Source organism: Paenibacillus baekrokdamisoli (genome assembly GCF_003945345.1).
GTDB lineage: Bacteria > Bacillota > Bacilli > Paenibacillales > Paenibacillaceae > Paenibacillus_Z > Paenibacillus_Z baekrokdamisoli.
The window spans coordinates 7,121,618-7,140,139 of sequence record NZ_AP019308.1 but is presented as its reverse complement, the minus strand read 5'-3'; the positions used below and the strand labels follow the sequence as shown (position 1 = coordinate 7,140,139).

Sequence of the window (18,522 nt, the reverse complement as noted above, 5' to 3'; positions counted from 1 at the left end):
CGATCGTAAGATGATTCTGTTCGCGTAGCGAGCCCTGATTACTTTTTCAAGCTGTCCCATGTTGTTTGGAACGTTTCGAGCATTTGCTCTTTGGTAACTTGTTTGCCTACATAACCTTGCATCGCATCGCCGAATTTCTTACTGGATGCTTCACCCTGCGGGAATTTAAACCAGTTCCAAGAAAGCACTTTGCCTTCTTTGCTGTATTTCATGATGTCAGTTGCTAATGCACCTAGATCTTCTTCTGTTGCTGGAATGGTTGTTAGAGCTGGAATGAATTTAAATTGTTTTGTGATATAACTTTTCCCAATATCAGAAGTTACCATCCAATTCAGGAAGTCTTTTGCTTCTTTCTTCACTGCTGAGTCTTTGTTGATAACCCAGTTATTCGGTACACCCACGAAGAGCTTATCGCTTGCAGCTGCATCATCGCTGATTGGCATTGGAAGGAAGCCGATTTTCACATTTGGATTCGTTTTAGTGATTTGTACTTGTGTCCAGTTACCTTGCTGCATCATTGCCGCTTTACCATTAGAGAAATCGGTAACCTCGGTATTGTAATCCGTTTGCAGCGGGTTTTTGTTGCCGTATTTAATCGTTAGGTCAAACAGCTTAACCCAGTTTTCGAATACAGCGTTACCAGCGATTTTCTCTGTACCTTTGTTCAAGCCATCAATGAATTTATTAGGATCTTCTTGGAATGCAAAAGGAAGATTGACGAAATGATTGCCAAGTACCCACCACTCTGCGTATCCGTTTTCAAAAGGTGTGATACCCGCAGCTTGCAATTTTTGTGCAGCAGCATCAAGCTGAGAGATTGTTTTTGGCAATTCGGTTATGCCAGCTTTAGCGAACAAATCTTTGTTATAGATGTAGCCATAACCTTCAACACCAATTGGCATCCCGTATATTTTGCCGTCTTTCGTCATCGGCTCAGCTGTTCCTTTGACTAGATCCTTAACCCAAGGTTGATCGGACAGATCTTCTAGGTTCTCAGACCAAAGATCTAGATCAGAGAATCCGCCATTATTGAAAATATCCGGCTTGTCGCCTGAGTTAAACTTAGCCTTTAGTGCAGCGCCGTAATCGGCTCCACCACCAACGGTTTCAATTTGGACTTTAACACCTGTTTCTTTTTCATACTCATTTACCAGGAGCTGTAATTGTTCAGCAATTTCAACTTTAAATTGAAACATCTTAATGGTTACATTTTTCTTTGGTGTTGTTGATTCATTTGTTGTAGGTTTATTCCCTGCATTTGTAGCATCAGGAGTATTAGTACCTGAATTACTTTTGCCACAGCCTGTGAGAGCAAGAGTCAAAGCAAGTACGGCGGATACAGTGAGCGTGGTCATTTTTTTCATTTGTAGTGCCTCCCTTTATTATGTTTCGCTTGTTACATTTCATAGTGTAAAGAATTAAAAGCAATAACCATACGGAGAAAATTGAACGATTAGGGGTAACTTATTGTCATTGGATTGGCTGGTCACCATTTTACCCCTTAATTGATCCGGCCGTAATTCCTTCAATAATGTGCTTCTGCATGCCGAGAAAGAAAACAATGATCGGCAGCACACCAAGTGTAAGTGCGGCAAGTGCAAGATCCCACTGCTTCATGTATTGGCCAAAGAAGGAATAGGTTGCAAGCGGAATCGTACGTGTCTCTGGTCCACCAATAATCAGCAAAGGCAGCAGGAAATCATTCCAAATCCACAGACTATTGAGCAGGACAATCGTAACGGTCATCGGCTTCAGAAGTGGAAAGACAATTCGCCAGAACACGCCATAGGTGGAGCATCCATCTACAATAGCCGCTTCCTCAACTTCTAGTGGAATGGACTTTATAAATCCGTGATAAAGGAATAAATTCAAGGATACGCCAAAGCCAAAGTAACAGAGGACAGCGCCCCACATATGGTTCAGAAAGCCAATATTACCTGCTAATTTAACCAAAGGAATCATGATCGATTCGAATGGGATAATCATAGCCGAGACGAACAGTAAGAACAAAATCTGATTTAGACGATTATTAACACGTACCATACGATAGGCAGCCATGGAGCTGATGATGATCAACCCCAGATTGCTGGCAACGGTAATGAGTAAGGAATGCATGAACACGGTCGGAAAGCTCATGATCTTCCATGCCTCAATGTAATTATGCAAGCTGGCTGCTTTCGGTAGACTTGTTGTATTGGCAAGCAGCTCTGCGAAAGGCTTAAACGAATTCGTTAGGACAAAATAAAATGGAACGAGAAACACTAAAGCCACTAGGATACCAATTGTTTCTAAAGATAACAAGCGGAAGGTATATCGTTTGGTCGTTTCCATTACGATTCCACCTCCTGTTTCTTCGTAATCGTTACTTGGATGACTGTGATTAGTGCTACAATCACGAAGAAGATAACCGCCTTCGCACTGCCGAGTCCTAAAGCATTGTTGCGGAATGCCTCTTGATAAATGTTAAGGGATACCGATTCCGTGGAATTAAACGGTCCACCCTTAGTCAGAGAGACGATTAGATCAAACACTTTGAAGCCCCATGATATGGTCAGGAATAGACATACCGTAATCGCTGGCATGATCATCGGTATCGTAATCTTCGAGAGCATTTGCAGCCTCGTTGCTCCATCGATCCGAGCAGCTTCAATCATATCTTTTGGTACATTTGTTAAACCAGCAATATAGATGACCATGACATAACCTGCGCCCTTCCAGACGGTAACAATGACTATGCCCCAGAATGCTGTAGGTGCATCGCCCAGCCAAGGGAGATTAAAGAAAGCAAGTCCAGTATGCTCTCCAATAGTGGCAAACCCTTTAACAAAAATAAAGCTCCATATAAATCCTAGCAGCAATCCACCAATGACGTTCGGCATAAAAAAGATGGTTCGCAGGATATTACGCGTCTTTAAAGCTTGCGTGAGCAGCAGCGCCAAGAGAAAACCAACCAGATTGGTAAGTAGGACTCCAACTATAGCGTAGCGAAAAGTAAACCAGAATGCCTTGTAATAATCAGGATCATGAAAAATTATTTTTTTGTAATTCTCAATTCCAATCCATGTTACTTTTGTACTGACACCATTCCATGCGGTAAAGGAATAATAGATGCTCATGAAGAATGGTATGACGAGAATAAGCGCGAAAAAAAATACAGCAGGTCCCACAAATACGAGCTGATGAATCCATTTTTTTCTGGCAGTTTCCATGGTGGCTTCACCCCTTTTAAGCTAATAAACCAAGTATAGAGCCCTCATCCTCTTGCTCCCACCGATTCTAATGATCAAAGAGGGGGAAATTATTGATTTCATGTTACAATGGGGAAAATGCTCTCGGATTTGAAAATGAGGTGTATAACGATGCTTTTTAACAGTATCCGCAACAAAATGATTGTTTTTTTGCTCGCAGCTACCTTGATTCCCATTCTAGCTTCGATTTTCATCACCTATAACTTAACAACGAGCAAAGTTACAAAGGAAACCTTGAAGAGTAACGCAGATCTCTTGTTTCAAGGGAAAACGAATTTGCTCAATTATATGAACGCGCTTCATCAGTCCACGTTTATTTTTTATAATGATAATAAATTATTCTCCATTCTAAATGACGGTATTGCGGGTTATCAGGATGAGCAAGAAATTTACCGGGGTCTGTCGTTATTGAGCTATCAGGCTAAAGATTTCGAGCAGGTGCATCTGTATATTCGTAAAGACGATATCCATTACTTACTCGTAAATAACCGATCGAAGAGAAGCTTCCTAGGAAATAATGGTAAGTACATTCCCCCTAATCTATTCAAAGGCAGCTCTTATATGGAACCGCCGCATCAACCGAATAATTATGGAATTGCTAACATGCCCGCTTCAACCACGAATCAGGTCATCTCGCTGAACAGCTCGCTATATTATTTGGCAGCAAAAAAAGAGCTTGGTACCTTATCCATTGATGTTCGGATGGATGGCATTCGTGCGATTTGTGAGCAGCTTTTTTCTCCGGCGAAGGAAGAGCTATACATTCTTGACCAGAATCGGCGTGTCATCTATAGTTCCACGAATCAAACAAGTGCAGAGCCTTTGCAAAATATGTGGGTCGATGAAGTCATGCAGACAGACACAGCTACAGGCAGCTTTGCCCTCCATCAGGATGGATTCTCAGGTGAGATTATTTATGATAAAATGATCAATCCATTTTTGAATTGGACCCTGATTAAACGGATTCCGAATGAAACGCTGCATCAGACTGCTCGTGAGGTTGCCTTGATTAATAGCGGAATTGTTGTCTTATTCTTAATTCTGACCATTATTGCAACGATACTCATTACCTTCCAACTAACGGCGCCCATCAAAAAGCTGATCCGTTCGATGAATCAAATTCAAAGCGGTAATTTACAGGTAAACATTGATGTGAATCGCAAGGATGAATTCGGGATCTTGGCTAGACGCTTCCAGCAGGCGATGAATACGATCAATGAGATGATTATTCGCGAATATGAGCTGGAGCTTGCCCGCAAGACTAATGAGCTGAAAGTGCTGCAGGTGCAGACCAACCCTCATTTCATGAATAATGCCTTACAATCCATCGGAACACTATCTTTGCAAAAGCAGGAGCCGGAAATCTACAGTTTAATTACTTCTTTGGGGAAAATGATGCGATACAGCATGAACGCAGGAGAACCGATCGTTTCCCTTGCCCGTGAGCTTGATTATGTGAAAGCCTACTTTGCTTTGCAGCGCCAGCGGTTTGGTGAGCAGATTCAATATACCGTAAATATAGATGAAGAATTACTAAAACTGCAAATACCAAAAATGATCCTTCAGCCATTGGTCGAAAATTATTTTAAACATGGCTTTGATGTAAATACGGAAACGGGTGCGATCGCTATTTATGGGGCCATTTCAGCAGACAACTGTTGGCTGCGGCTTGAAGTAAGTGACACTGGGAAAGGGATAACGGCTTCGAATTTGAAGGCTTTGCGTGAGCGGCTTGCAATGGCCAAGGGTGTTTGGGCAAATGGAGAATCTGGGATTGGTTTACCGAATATTCTTTCACGTTTAAAGCTTTATTATAACGAAACCGCAAACCTTGAAGTGGAGCATAGTAAGCTGGGCGGCTTCAGTGTTGTGCTATGGATTCCGATTGAACAAGAAGGAGATTATGATGAAGGCACTGATCGTAGATGATGAACGACATGTGAGAGAAGCCATTCGATTGCTGGTTGATTGGAAGGCTTATGGAATTGAGAGCATTCTGGAAGCACAGGACGCTCAAACCGCAATCGATATCATTGAAAAGGAGCGTCCACAGATTATTTTCACCGATATGATGATGCCGGGGAAATTGGGGACTGAGCTCTTGGCTTGGATTCAGCAGCATGCTCCAAGAACGAAGACCATTGTGATTAGTGGGCATGATGATTTTGATTTTGTGCGTAAAACGGTGATGTATGGCGGAATCGATTATATTCTTAAACCTATTGATCCGATTCAGTTAAATGAAGCTGTCAGCAAAGCGGTTGCTAGTCGCAAGCAAGAAGATGAAGGCTCGAAGCAAGAGCAGCGAAAGTCAATTGAGATCAACCAGCTAAAACCTGTTTACTGGAACAAGATGCTGACTCATCTATTAGATGATCCATCGTATTATTCGTCCATTGCTGAAACACTCCATACTGAATTTGGGTTGCCGACAGGAGACTTGCCATGCCGTGTAGCGGTATTGGCTACCGATACGATTAATCCGGCTATTCGCAGTAAATTTGCTGGCAGTGAAGATCTGCTGTATTTCTCCTTGCTGAATATTTGTAATGAATTTGTCCGTAAACATAACCAAGGTGTTGCCTTCCGCCATAATCATGGTGACATTGTCGTTATCTTATGGAAGCAGACGGAAAAAGGAGCTGCACTGCTTGACACCATGAATAACGGCATTCAACGGGCCTTAGGTAGTCGGCTTGAATTTGGAGTGGGCAGTGAGAGAATGCTGCCTGCAGGCTTTAAGCAATCCTATAACGAAGCCATTCTAGTGCTGCGCCAGCGTAATATGCGAGTGGTTCGACCACGAATTCGCTGCTTTGATCCAAACGAGAACCCGCGTCAATCCACTGTGCATCTGTCCGAATATGAGGATCGGCTGCGTTTTGCTATTCGGAGCGGTAAAGCTAACCCAATCAAGGAAGCCGTTCAGCAGTGGATTAATCAGGTTGAAGCAATGAAATATATCAATATCGAGCAGCTTGAATTATGGGGACATGAATATGGTGTCATTAAAGCACGATGGCTTAAGGAGCTGTTTGGCGATTCCCCTGTCACACTATCATTGCCTTCGGAGTCTGCTTTCTTCATCGTCCCTTTGGATCAAGATGGCTGCTTGTCGCTGAAGCAATGGGGTGTAGAACTCGAAGAAGGTTTACTGCATTTATCACAGCTTTGGGTGGAGCATAAACGGCAGGACGAGCATATTATCTTTGATATTGTTAAATATGTCGATTCCCATTATGCGGATGATTTAACACTGCAGAATATAGCAGAGCGCTTCTTTCTAAGTCGAGAATACATCTCCCGTAAATTCAAACAGCAATTTCAGGAGAATCTCTCCGATTACATCGAGCGAATCCGGATGGATAAAGCCAAGCTGCTCTTGTTGAACCCACAGTATCGTATCGTACAAATTGCTGACTTGGTAGGGTACAAGGATGAGAAATATTTTAGCAAGGTATTCAAGAAGATAGAAGGAGTTTCGCCTAATGAATACAGGAAGCATTCAAAATGATGCGTGTGTTCGATTTCGGGGGTAATGAGATAAATAGCAACGTCATCCGTGATACAGCTGCGGATGACGTTGCTATTTTCATTTAATCCTCATCGTCTGGATCAATGGAGAAAAGGCGTTTCAATCTTCGAGGTCTGATTGCGAGCACATACACAAGCGATGAAAGAATGGCGACCACAGCCTGTGCCATGTAGCCTTGAACCGTCAACAGGATTGCATGAGGCAGCCACAGAATCGCTGTGCTCAGCAGTGAAGCAACGCGATCTACCTTGAGCAATGCACTCAGACGTGACTGGTCAGGCAGTGGATAAACATGGCGCCATACGGAATGTCGATGTGCTTGTGCAAGCGAGCTGAGCTGAATGCCTGTTAACCAGACGAACAATAAGCATATCGCTGCAGCACCCCACCCTAGGAATAATCCAGACTCAGCTGCAAGCATGCCTGAGACTACACCGAGTCCTAGAAGTCGGATGACAATACCGCCAAGCTCTGTGCGAATAAGCGTATGAGCGTACAAGTATACGAATGCATGCTGATTGCGGTAACGGATGAAGCCTGCAAGCCAATTGAGGTATCTCCTTCTTACTACAGGAGTGGACTCTGAAGGCACATCGGTAAATGAGCTAAAGAACGTATTATACCTTCTTCTTGTCCGGCTCTCTTCCGCTATGAGCATCAACCACGGGAATCGATAACGGGGTAACCGACTATACAGAAGGGCAAATAAAAGTACAGACACCAGGATATAAAGGACCGCTTTCCATACATCTGTTTGAAGTAAGGAAGCAACACCTATTGCTGTAACGATCCAACGCAGTAACCTAAAGCTGCGGCGTGCGCTGATACTTACGAGTACGCGTTCACGCCATGCACCAGTAATATTAAATAGCTTGAGCAGCAAGACAGCAGCTAGCAGCTGCAGCGCTTGAAGCTTACCGGGTCCATGCGAATATAACGGAAGATAGATGGCACAGAATATCGCAGTTGCTGCGGCTCCACCTAAGCCATTATAACGGAAGGATCTTCTCAAATAACGATCCATCTGTCCTTCCCGCGGCACCAGAAAGACGATATCGGCTTCACGAAGCCACGTCCGCAGAGGGCTCCAGCAAACAATTGGAGTTAAGAACACTACACCAACCAGCGTATACGGAAATGACTCCGGCAAATGATGCAGCAGGGATGCATATCCAGCTAGCCCCGCGAACAGCAGCATGATGGTTACGCCTGGTAGTCCACTTTGCGCCATATAACGGATATAGGGAAGCGAATCTCGCCAGAATGCACGAGCTCGTGAGCTCCACAGGGAATCAACCGAGCGGTCCATTCGACCCACCGCCTGTCACCAATCGATAAAACGCCTCTTCTAGTGAACCCTTCCCACTTTTCATACCAGCAGCTTCGCAGACTTGCTCCAGCGTTCCTTGAGCAATGATGGCCCCTTGATGCAGAACGATGAATCGACTGCAATAGGATTCTACGGTCGACAAAATATGCGAGCTCATAAAAACAGCCGATCCCTCTCGGGTTACCTCTACCAGCTTATCTAGCAAAGAACGGATACCAAGCGGGTCAAGACCTAGGAATGGCTCATCGATCACATATAGTGCTGGCCGAGCTAATAAAGCGTTCATGATCATGACCTTCTGGCGCATGCCCTTCGATAAATGCGCAGCAAATGAACGTCGTTTAGGTGTCATATAAAACTCGTCCAACAAACTCTCTGTCCGCTCCTCGTAGAGTTTCTCCTCGACATCATAAGCCATACCCGTGAGACGAAGATGCTCTTCAACAGTTAGCTCATCAAAGAGCAGCGGCGTCTCTGGCACATAAGCGAGGGCGCTGCGATACTTCTCTGGCTCTTGTTGTAACGTATGACCTTGAATACGGATTTCGCCTTGCTGCTGCTGCATCAACCCAAGAATATGCTTGATCGCTGTGCTTTTCCCTGCCCCATTCAGGCCGATTAAACCGACCATTTCACCGGCTCCAACCTCAAATGACAGATCGTGAAGGACAGGCCTTCGCGGACTGTAACCTCCCGTTAATTGACGGACCTCTAAAACCGTATTCATCATACTCACCTCGTTACCATTCATTATACAAAAACTGCCTCTGTTTGTGAAACTGGCGCTGCGCCATCCACCTCCGAGACTTGTGCGAAAGTCCGCTGCGCGGACGGATCATTCTTACGATCGCTGTTGTCTCCCTATTTCTTGTTTCTATCCCTTAGGGGTAGAAATAAGGAGACAAAGGCGAACGCTATCGCTTCTTCAGAACGATTCCGTCCGCTTCGCTAGGTACTTCGTGATGGCTAGCATTGATTGGAGCCTCTTTTATTTACTATCCAACGATTTCAAACCAAACTCAACCAGCGAGCGTCGATTGAGTATCGACGCTCGCTGGCAGTTTAGCTTTTTTCTTTTTGTCTACTTAATGGACGTTATCAACGTTCCGTTTGATGACATGGTGAGCTCATGCTGCGGATCGCGATTGACAATCATGACATACGGCTGCCCTTTTTGTCTTACCAACCTAACTGCTTGCGGGCTTCCAATTGCTTGGCCGTTCTATGTATTGCCTGCGCAAGCAAAAAGCCCTCCCTATCCGCCAAATTGCAGATAGGAAGAGCCTTCGAAACAAGAAATCACATTTATTTAGATGGCTTTGATGGAGTAAACTGTTCCATTCAAGACCGTTATCTCAACAGCTCGTCCTGTAGTCAGAAGTGCTGCATCGCCAATGATAACTACGGATGGGGATACATTAAGAATGATGGCCTGTGTGCTACCGTTCACTTCTTTTGTTAGAGAAAGTGTTGCCATTTTACCTTGTGCATCGAATGAAACGGAATTGAATTTACCTGTTTCCGTGTGCAAAGTCGGCTGTACCGGAGCGGATTTGGTTACCTCGATGAATACCGCTTTATTCAAATATGTGCGGAGCAGCACCTCATCTCCTGCCTTAAGCGCCGCAACGGATGCTTTTACGTTATCGCGGAAAATGAAAATGTTAGGATCAATGGCTACAGTAACCTCTGTGTTGTCCGGCTTCACAACAACTACTGTTCCATTAGTAGGTGCAACCTTTAGCTTACCTGTAATCGCCTGCGCGTCATTATTCGGAAGCTGACTATCTGTACGGTCGAGCAGCGCTGCGAGCTCCGCACGAGTAACCGATTGATTAGGGCGGAACGTATTATCGTTATACCCTGTAATTACGCCTTTCTCCAGTGCAACGGCCACATAGCCAACTGATCCTGCCGGAATCTTGTCAGCATCCTTGAAGGAGAGCTGCGAGTTTACTTTCGCTTTAGCATCTGCCTCAAGTCCAAGTGCTTTAACGAGCAGCGTTGTAGCAAATAGACGCGTAGCTGGCTTGTCTGCTTGAAGGACAGCATCCGTCTCCGAGAACAGATCCTTCTCGAGTGCGACTGCCACATAACCAACCGCCCATGGATATTTGCGAGCTAGCTCATCCGCATCCTTGAAATTCAGCTTCGTGCTCATCTCAGCCTGCGATTCAGCCTGATCTTTCAAGCCCATTAAGCGAACAGCTGCTACAATCGACTCGATGCGAGTTATGTTTTGCTGCGGTTTGAATGTTCCGTCTTCGTACCCGTTGAACACGCCTTTGGAAGCAAGGCGAATGATGTACTCGAGCGCCCATTTCAGTTCTTTCTCGTCTTTAAATTGCAGACGAATATCTGACTTTGAGTTGCCGTAGCCTTCATCATCGTTCTCGCCTTCACGATCGTTCTTGCCTTTATTATCATTATTGCCATTGTGTTTGCCATTATCGTGGTTCTTGCCCCTATCATGGTCTTTACCTTTACCGTCTGCAAACGCGCTCGTTCCCCCGCCTACAAGTGTTAGTAATGCCATTGATGTAATTGCCGCCTTCTTCAACATGGCTTTATTCATTGTGCTGCCACTCTCCTCATGAATGCGGTGCATCCCGCTTATTTACCTTCGCCAATAACGTTCGGGCGGTCGTAATAGGTTTGAGGGGGTCTAGTGGAAAAAGAATCAATAAGCTGTGTCTCGGATTTAAAATAAAAAAAGACAATCCATACTCAGATGGATTGTCTTGGTCAACGATAGTTCCTCACGAATTGCAAGGGTTTCTTACCATTTCTGTTTGCTACTTCTGCTCTTCATCGCGCTTTGCTTTCAGCCATTTGGGTGCCCCTTTGTTCTTGCGATCCTTTTCCTGCTCACGCTTGGACTTGGTCGGTTTAATCGGCTGTGCTGCAGATTTTTGGGCATTCTGCTTTCCTGATGCTGAGCTCGTTCGAGCAGCCGGTCGAGCCACTGATTGACTCCCTAGCTGCAGTGGTTTGCCAGCTCGAAATCCAGCTTTAATGCCAGATTCTAGAGATGCGTTCTGCCCATCTGTTACATTGCTTGTCGCAGCTTTGAGACCTTGGTCTCCTGCTGAAGCAGACTCCATTGCTTGTGCAGCGAATCTGCCAGCTCCACCAGCGCTCTGCCCTGCAGAACCTTCATCTCTTCTTCGCGATGAGCCGCGTTCCGAATCTCGGCTGAACGATTGTGTGCCTGGATCAACCAGCTTGCCTTTGTACATGACTTTTTCCTGCAAATCGATAGCAAGCTGCTTCTTGAACTTATTCATAATGAACAATTCCTGAGGTGTTACGATCGAGACGACCGTCCCCGACTTCCCCATCCGTCCTGTTCTTCCAGATCGGTGAACATAGTGGTCAGCATCTAGTGCTGGATCGAGATGGACAACTAGGGGTAAAGCTACGATATCGAGGCCCCGAGCCGCAACATCAGTCGCAATCAGCAGCTGACAGCGCCCATCACGGAAGCGGGCAAGCGTTGCCGCGCGTTTTTGCTTATCTGCATCGCCATATAGAGTCTCTACCGTAAAGCCCTCATAGCCGAATTTCGCTTCATAATTCGCTATTTCATCGGTATCGTTAATAAACAGCAATGCTGCCGCCGGCTTAAGCAAGCGTATAAGACGTCTTGCTGTATCTGCTTTGTCTCGCTTGTCGCAAATGAGATAATAATGGTCAACTTTACCTGCGGTACTTTGATCCGCGCTCACATCGATATGCTGGGGATCCTTCATCCACTGTGCTTCAGTCTCTTCCATTTCACGCGGACGCGTAGCCGAGAAGAAAGCAATTTGTCGATCGCGAGCCGTCCCCCTGAGCAAAGTCACGACTTCAATTGTTGAACCAAGGCTGAATACTTGATCTGCTTCATCCACGATGACGAAGCGAATCTGATGCAGCTTAAGCTTGCCTGACTTCGCTAACTCATGCATGCGTCCGGGCGTACCTACAACGACATGCGGATGAAGACGCAGCTTCTCCACCTGTCGCTGCGTAGATGCCCCGCCGATGAGCTGCTGCGTTTTGATTCCAAGCGGCTCCCCATAGGCTTCTGCTACGCGAAAAATTTGCATCGCAAGCTCTTGTGTTGGAGCAAGTACAATTACCTGTACCGCAGAGCTTGTCGTATCCACACATTGTAAGGCTGGCAGCATATAAGCTAGCGTTTTGCCTGTTCCCGTTTGTGACTTAGCCGTAACATCATGTCCTGCAAGCAGAACTGGAATTGTTGCAGCCTGCACGGGTGTAGGCGTTTCAATTTTATTAGCGATGAGCGTTTCCACGATTCGTGGATGCAGCCCAAAAGTTTCCCAAGTAGCGTTCATGATGACCCTCATTTCATTATTTACAAGTTAATGTCATTGCCTATCCAATCTATTTACGATTCAGCCATCGACCCGCTATCCGATCCGCCATTCGCGGAAACAAACCATACAGCCTTATGCCAAGTGATGCTGAAAAAGGCATGTCTACCTCTGCCCTCTTTGTCTCAATTACGCGAATAATAGCCTCCGCTACTTGCTGAGGCTTCAGCATATACCCTCGTACTTTAGCCGCATAGGTACCCGCTGGATCCGCTATTGTCAGAAAAGGGGTATCTATCGGTCCTGGATTGACGGCAGATACGGTTATTCCAATCGAAGAAAGCTCGGTCCGCATCGCGTTAGTAAGTCCTAGCACCGCATGCTTTGTCGCAGCATATCCAGATGATTTTGCCGTACTGAGCTTTCCTGCCATAGATGCAACGTTAATAATATGACCTTTGCCCTGCTTCTTCATTATTGGGAGCACAGCTTTAGAACAGCGCACGATACCCATATAGTTCGTATCCATCATGTCTTCGAACCGATCTACCTTGGCTTCAGCAAAAAGCTCAAACACTCCATAACCCGCATTATTAAGTAGGACATCAATACTGCCAAAGTCTTTGAGTACTTGATCCATCACGCTTAAGACTTCATCATTATCCGTAACATCCAATTTGTAGCAGCCGAATCTGCCGCTAAAGGTCGCCGCCATTTCACGCAGCTTCTTCTCGTTCCGACCCGTTAAAATCGGTATTGCTCCTCGCGCAGCAAGCAGCTTGGCCGTCTCCGCACCAATCCCGCTCGTCGCTCCAGTAATAAGAACAATTCGCCCGTTTATCACCATTTATCACCTGTCTTTCAGTTTACTGCAACCGCCACATTTAGGCAAAGCAAACGGGCAAATATCCCCTTAAAAAAAGAAAAAAGCTCCCTAAGGAGCCTTACTCTATGTTACGATGCAACTAGGACTTGTATATCTAATTCGCCAATTCCATCCATAATAAGTGGAATTGTAAGCGCCCTCTGTGCCGTAAATCCAGCTGCTTGTGCGGAATGCAGGACTTTAGGCGGGGTAATATCTACCCTTATACCTTGATTGAAAAGCATGGTACTCGCATTTCCGCTTATCATATTGCCGAGTTCCGATATCGCGCTTTTGCCCATATCATCGATTTCTGATATGACGTAGCCGCCCATCATTGCGGATATCATCTTCATCGCAACCTCTTCACTTAAACCGAATACAATATCACCGTTCATTTGACCGTTCAAACCGATCTGAATCCATATATAATTCTCAACGAACTTGACGTCCTTAACACCCAGTTTTCCAGTAGAAGGCTTAATCTGTATTACTTGTTCGATGACAACTCTTGCTGACTCTAAGAAGGGATTAATTAATTCGGCTTGCATCGTGAGGTTTCGCCCCTTTTCGACTAGATTCGATTATCTCCGTCTTTGTTTTTTTATTATACTAAATACATTAGGACAAGTATACTATTCCCATGTTGAAAATTGCGAAAGTTGTATTATATTGTCGAACTTTAGACCTAGGAGGACCAGTATGCCAAATGTCTGGACTCATTTTATTTTTGGGCAGCATTGTTTAAAAGCAATAGGCGAAGAGCCATTCATTGCCAATTCAGAACAATTGAGAATGTTCAATATGGGATGTCAAGGACCCGATTTTCTGTTCTATCATAACTTCCTACCCTGGCAGAACGACAAAACAATGAATCTTTTAGGCAGCGCCATGCACAGTGTACAATGCGGCCCAGCTATTATGGATTTACTTGAAGCGGTAGTTGGATGCTCTCCCGATACAGTCCCTTCAGATCCGGCACTTATCTATGTACTTGGTTTTGTTCTGCATCATCTATTAGATCGCCATATGCATCCTTATGTTTTTAGCCGGTCCGGCTTTCGCAAATGGGATCATCAGCGCTTTGAGGTTATGATGGATACGCTCATCGTCCGTAAGCTCCTTGGTATCGAAACTTGGAAAACGGAGGTGTGGCGCGAAATTAACAATAAGGGTGAGCTGCCAGTCAAGATCGTCGATGTCTTTGAACAAATTGTTGCTGTTCACTACCCGGACTTGGCCCCGCGTGTTAGACGAGAAGATTGGTGCAATGCCATGCTCGATATGATTCGTGCTCAACGACTCTTCTATGATCCGACCGGTATTAAACGAGTACTGACCTTTGGGCAGATTGAACCCTTCGTTTTTAAAAGTCACGTTCCACAGCTTGATATTCTCAATGAGTCTCATCGAGCTTGGCTTGATCCTACGGATGGGAAACCAAAGAGGAATGATAGTATTTGGAATATGTGGGATACTGCTATGGTCGAGGCAAAAGCTGTTATTACGGCTATTTTAGAATGGCTGCGAGCACAGCATAAATTTAAGAAGGGCCCCTATAGCGATGAAGAATTTCATCGTATTGCCCAGCTTCGTGAAGCGGTGGCAGTTCTTATTGCCAACCGCTCTTACGAAACCGGTCTTCCGTGCGACAGCGGAGCAGAGATCCTGCATGCTGACCCTATTTGGTCGAATATAAAGGGCTCTACACCATAATCAGTGCTTGGAGCCTATACAGCTTCCGCTTTCGTGCGGCGATAGCGAAGACGAATGAGACGGAGGCGGTCGTAAAGCAGATCAAGCGGTTTGCCTTGAACGGCTTCTTCACCATAGACTTTGAACAGAACCGGCTTCAAATAGCGATCTCCTTCACTATGAAGCGCTTCCCAAACAAGCAGCTGCTCTGCTTCAGGCATCTTCTCAAGCTCACGTTCGATAAGCGGCTCCATGTCATAGCCCTCAGTCTCCAGCTTCTCAATCCTTTCCATTAACTCACGTCTGGGAAGCTCCAGCTTCTCCTGCAACTCTTCTAGAGAAACACCATCAGCAATGGCACTTAGCAATTGACGTTTCTCCAGCTGCTTATCCATTTGCGCTTTATATTTATTCTCCTTGAGCTTGAATAGCCATTTTGTATATACCTTCGGATCTAGTGTTTCTGCTACCCAATTTAGTGGAAATGAAGTGGATTGTTCGTAAGCTCGAGTTATTTGTAGAACAGCTTCACCATATGCAGCTTGCTTCGTCTCACCCCACCCTGGTATTTGCAGAAGCTCGTCTAATTGTTGGGGAACGAAAGCACTGATCATCCACAGCATTCGATTCGTAGCCACGATATAAGCAGATTTCTTATCCGCGATCGCTACCGCCCTACGCCATTCCCGAAGTGCCTCAAACAATTCCTGATTCGCGTGCAGCTCGCCATAACACTGTACCATCGAGTAGAGATTTCCTACCCCATCATTTGCCCGGCGATCATCGAGCAGATCTCTAATAATTGGCGAATAGCCTTCACCCATTTGTACAGCTGTACCATGGCGAAATGCGGTCATCATCTCTTCCCACGATCCACCCTCGAACCAAATAAGCTGTTTATCTGACTTCTTGCTTTGCCCTTCCGTCCATATGACCGACCACACCCCATTTTGCTCACAAATAGATAGCTGTGCTTGTTCCGTGAGGCCATTTTCCCCAATTTTTTCAAATGTGTTTAAGAATACAACTTGCATTGAACTGCACCTCCGACGTCATCTTATTTACCAAATGTATGAACGCGATAAGTGAGGCCAGGCAACAAAAAAAAGCACCTCCCCAGCCATAGAAATGGCTTGAAGAGGTGCTTCCTCACGTTCAACAATTTGATTGCTCATATCATAGCATAGGAGGGAGTATCTGACAATAGGAACGATTTTATCCTTTATGCTATAGGTTGCCCCTTCGCGGAAACGAGTGCTATGATAGAACGAATAGTGAAATAGGAGGAGGAGCACCCTTGTTACTGCCTGATTATGATTTTATGGCTGATATGACTGAACAGACAACAACCCGCTTCGTCACCTTTATTACCCCTAATCTGAAGCGCTTCGACCTTGCCATTATGACGACAAATCGATTTTATGGGAAAAAGCTCATTACGGATTTGCAGAGCGGCCGCACGGCTATCGTGGGCCAAGACGATCTAGAGCAAGAAGGCTATTTGGAATATACGTATAAGCTGACTGAAGAGGAAGCAACGGATTTAAGCCAATTTTTAGAATTAGTGGTAGGTGCAGTGAATTTTACCGACTAATCAGGGTACACTGTAACGGTAAATCAATCAATAGCCGTTACAGGAGGTTACTAATGAGCGATTTCATGAAGGAAGATCGACAGCTTTACACGGATTTGGCAACGGTCGAATCGCAGCGCAACGACCTTACGGCAGAAGAATTTCCGGAAGGACCTTATGGCTCCGACAAAATAACCGAATCGCTTGGCAAAAGCAGTCCATGGCGCATCGATCAACGCCCTTCCGATCGTTTCGCTTACGAAAACCGCGAGCTGCATGCGGGTATTGAACGAGACTATCCAGGCGACGACAGCTTTGAGAATTCGATTCCTGATGCTATCGATGAGCCTTAGGACGACCATTCATTGTGCGTAATATGCAGATCTACAGAGAAGCCTCTACCGGGTGCTAGGGACCGGAAGATGCTTCTCTTCTTTGTAGATAACTATGATGCTTTGCCATAGGTCACAATTCATGCCATAAGTCACAATTCGATTACCATTTCAGCCTTTCGCCGAATAGCAGCACATTGCTGAGCTCACGCCCAGCAGATGTTACGGAAGCTCCCTTAAACCAAAGTCCTGAAGAAGCACCGCCATCCAAGTTCATTGCCTGCTGAGCACCAAGCTGCACCATGATCTGTGCCCACTGCTTCATCGTTGCCCCTGGGACAGTTGCAAGCATAATTGAACCATCTTTACGAATGGCAATGCCGCTTCTGGCACCACCGCCAGTCAGAATCTTAGGATCCTTGAAACCTTCTTCAGTGGCATTAAGCGATAGAACACCGTTCTGAACCAGCCTTGGACCTGCACCAACTGCCGTATGGACTTGGCTCCAGTCCAGCTCCTTACCATTGCTATCTGTATAGTTCACTTTGTAAGATACTTTGTCACCAACTGCGAATCGATTCGCTTGTCCCTTCTCTCCACCTTGGAAGACAAGCACAAAGCCATCCTTTGGTATAGCGACATCCTCCCCTTGCCTTATACGAGTTACCACACCGTTCTGAACAATAATGGCATTACCCGCCTTGAAACCGAGCTTATCTCCGCGCATCGGAGTGAATAAAGTAGCTGCTGTTCCTCCGTCAACAGGCTGATGATTGATGAAATAAGCATACCAGCTGCTTGAGCGTTTACTTCCCTCCACATTGCCGGCAACCCCGATACGAAGAGAATCCATCACAACGCTGCCATCCCATTTGAATCCAATTGTCGTCCCTCTATTGCCAATATGCTCGACAATTCCATTGCTAATCAAATTACCGTACGGATCAGGAATACCGCTGTAAGCATCGAAAAAAGCACCGTTGATAGCAAAATCTGCGTTGTACGACTGGGCTATGCCTGCAAGCGACTGTGTAGTGCCGACTTTCCGATTCCCATAGCCCATCGTGACAGGCATCCCCTTAGGAAGAATGATGGTTTGAACCGTGTAGGACTTCCCTCCTGCTGTAACTTTACGCACTTCATGCTTGGGTGCAAAGGAAAGCTTCAAAGGCGCTGCTGCAGCTACGCGAACAGGAAGCTTCAACGTGCCTGAATATGAATCGGAGGAAACTTGAATCGTAACTGTCGTTGCGCCTACGGAAACGGGCATAAGAACACCATTCGTGTTTACTTTTACAATCGCCGGATTACCTGTCCGATACGCGAGCGCTACGGGTTGCGATATTGTCAATTTATTGCCGATACGTAATTGTGAGCCTATATTCATCTCAATGATTGCTGAAGGATAGGTTAGCGTGACTGGTTCTTGCTGATTCACTTTGATGGTGCTTGTTGTGTCGTTTGTTAAACCTGATGCCATGACCACCGTTGAACTAGCCACAATAGCAAGCAGAGCAGCACTTAAACCGATTATTTTCAAATTCACTTTCCTCATACATCCATCCCTCTCTATTCCCAGAAACAAGTATATAGCCTCATCCCTATTTCGGTAATTAGCAGGA

At 45.5% G+C, this 18,522-nt stretch carries 16 protein-coding genes; 5 read left to right on the top strand and 11 right to left on the bottom strand.

Features of this window, described 5'->3' with window-relative positions:
* Positions 1–38 precede the first annotated feature (38 nt).
* The 3 genes from EKN16_RS31520 to EKN16_RS31510 form a co-directional block, all read right to left on the bottom strand.
* On the bottom strand, positions 39–1,364 hold the full coding sequence (locus EKN16_RS31520) for an ABC transporter substrate-binding protein (RefSeq protein ID WP_125665551.1): 1,326 nt from the start codon (positions 1,362–1,364) through the stop codon (positions 39–41).
* Positions 1,365–1,494: 130 nt separating this feature from the next.
* Positions 1,495–2,331, bottom strand: a complete 837-nt coding sequence (locus tag EKN16_RS31515) for a carbohydrate ABC transporter permease (protein WP_125665549.1) — start codon at positions 2,329–2,331, stop codon at positions 1,495–1,497.
* On the bottom strand, positions 2,331–3,209 hold the full coding sequence (locus EKN16_RS31510) for a carbohydrate ABC transporter permease (RefSeq protein ID WP_125665547.1): 879 nt from the start codon (positions 3,207–3,209) through the stop codon (positions 2,331–2,333). The genes EKN16_RS31515 and EKN16_RS31510 overlap by 1 nt, the downstream gene beginning before the upstream one ends.
* A 150-nt stretch (positions 3,210–3,359) precedes the next feature.
* Between EKN16_RS31510 and EKN16_RS31505 the strand changes: the two genes are divergently transcribed.
* Both EKN16_RS31505 and EKN16_RS31500 read left to right on the top strand, forming a co-directional pair.
* Positions 3,360–5,177 carry a sensor histidine kinase gene (locus EKN16_RS31505; RefSeq protein WP_164523075.1) on the top strand — a complete coding sequence of 606 codons (1,818 nt, stop codon included), beginning with the start codon at positions 3,360–3,362 and terminating at the stop codon, positions 5,175–5,177.
* Entirely contained in the window at positions 5,134–6,762 is a 1,629-nt protein-coding gene (locus EKN16_RS31500; RefSeq protein ID WP_232016124.1) for a response regulator, read from the top strand. Before EKN16_RS31505 ends, EKN16_RS31500 begins: the two co-directional genes overlap by 44 nt.
* 82 nt (positions 6,763–6,844) lie before the next feature.
* Here EKN16_RS31500 and EKN16_RS31495 read toward each other — a convergent pair whose 3' ends face one another.
* The 6 genes from EKN16_RS31495 to EKN16_RS31470 all read right to left on the bottom strand — a co-directional run bounded on the left by EKN16_RS31495 (position 6,845) and on the right by EKN16_RS31470 (position 13,851).
* The gene (locus EKN16_RS31495; protein ID WP_125665543.1) at positions 6,845–8,092 is read right to left on the bottom strand and encodes an ABC transporter permease; all 1,248 of its coding nucleotides are present in this window, start codon (positions 8,090–8,092) and stop codon (positions 6,845–6,847) included.
* Entirely contained in the window at positions 8,076–8,840 is a 765-nt protein-coding gene (locus EKN16_RS31490; RefSeq protein ID WP_125666875.1) for an ABC transporter ATP-binding protein, read from the bottom strand. Before EKN16_RS31490 ends, EKN16_RS31495 begins: the two co-directional genes overlap by 17 nt.
* Positions 8,841–9,422: 582 nt before the next feature.
* A complete protein-coding gene (locus EKN16_RS31485; RefSeq protein WP_125665541.1) occupies positions 9,423–10,688 on the bottom strand; it encodes an S-layer homology domain-containing protein in 1,266 nt (421 codons plus the stop codon).
* A 220-nt stretch (positions 10,689–10,908) separates the two neighbouring features.
* On the bottom strand, positions 10,909–12,456 hold the full coding sequence (locus tag EKN16_RS31480) for a DEAD/DEAH box helicase (protein ID WP_125665539.1): 1,548 nt from the start codon (positions 12,454–12,456) through the stop codon (positions 10,909–10,911).
* Between the two features lie 49 nt (positions 12,457–12,505).
* The gene (locus EKN16_RS31475) at positions 12,506–13,282 is read right to left on the bottom strand and encodes an SDR family NAD(P)-dependent oxidoreductase (RefSeq protein ID WP_125665537.1); all 777 of its coding nucleotides are present in this window, start codon (positions 13,280–13,282) and stop codon (positions 12,506–12,508) included.
* A gap of 107 nt (positions 13,283–13,389) precedes the next feature.
* A complete protein-coding gene (locus tag EKN16_RS31470; RefSeq protein WP_125665535.1) occupies positions 13,390–13,851 on the bottom strand; it encodes a chemotaxis protein CheX in 462 nt (153 codons plus the stop codon).
* Between the two features lie 151 nt (positions 13,852–14,002).
* On the opposite strand from EKN16_RS31470, the gene EKN16_RS31465 reads away from it, so the two are divergent.
* Entirely contained in the window at positions 14,003–15,016 is a 1,014-nt protein-coding gene (locus EKN16_RS31465) for a zinc dependent phospholipase C family protein (RefSeq protein ID WP_125665533.1), read from the top strand.
* Positions 15,017–15,030: 14 nt separating this feature from the next.
* On the opposite strand, the gene EKN16_RS31460 is transcribed toward EKN16_RS31465, so the two are convergent.
* On the bottom strand, positions 15,031–16,029 hold the full coding sequence (locus EKN16_RS31460) for an HRDC domain-containing protein (RefSeq protein WP_125665531.1): 999 nt from the start codon (positions 16,027–16,029) through the stop codon (positions 15,031–15,033).
* 287 nt (positions 16,030–16,316) lie between these two features.
* On the opposite strand from EKN16_RS31460, the gene EKN16_RS31455 reads away from it, so the two are divergent.
* Both EKN16_RS31455 and EKN16_RS31450 read left to right on the top strand, forming a co-directional pair.
* Complete coding sequence (locus EKN16_RS31455) at positions 16,317–16,589, top strand: DUF3055 domain-containing protein (protein WP_375782054.1); 273 nt, start codon at positions 16,317–16,319, stop codon at positions 16,587–16,589.
* Between the two features lie 53 nt (positions 16,590–16,642).
* Positions 16,643–16,921, top strand: coding sequence for a hypothetical protein (locus EKN16_RS31450; protein ID WP_125665529.1), 279 nt, complete (start codon positions 16,643–16,645; stop codon positions 16,919–16,921).
* 142 nt (positions 16,922–17,063) lie between these two features.
* Here the strand turns inward: EKN16_RS31450 and EKN16_RS31445 are convergent, their stop codons facing one another.
* Positions 17,064–18,455 carry a phosphodiester glycosidase family protein gene (locus EKN16_RS31445; protein WP_125665527.1) on the bottom strand — a complete coding sequence of 464 codons (1,392 nt, stop codon included), beginning with the start codon at positions 18,453–18,455 and terminating at the stop codon, positions 17,064–17,066.
* Between the last annotated feature and the right edge of the window lie 67 nt (positions 18,456–18,522).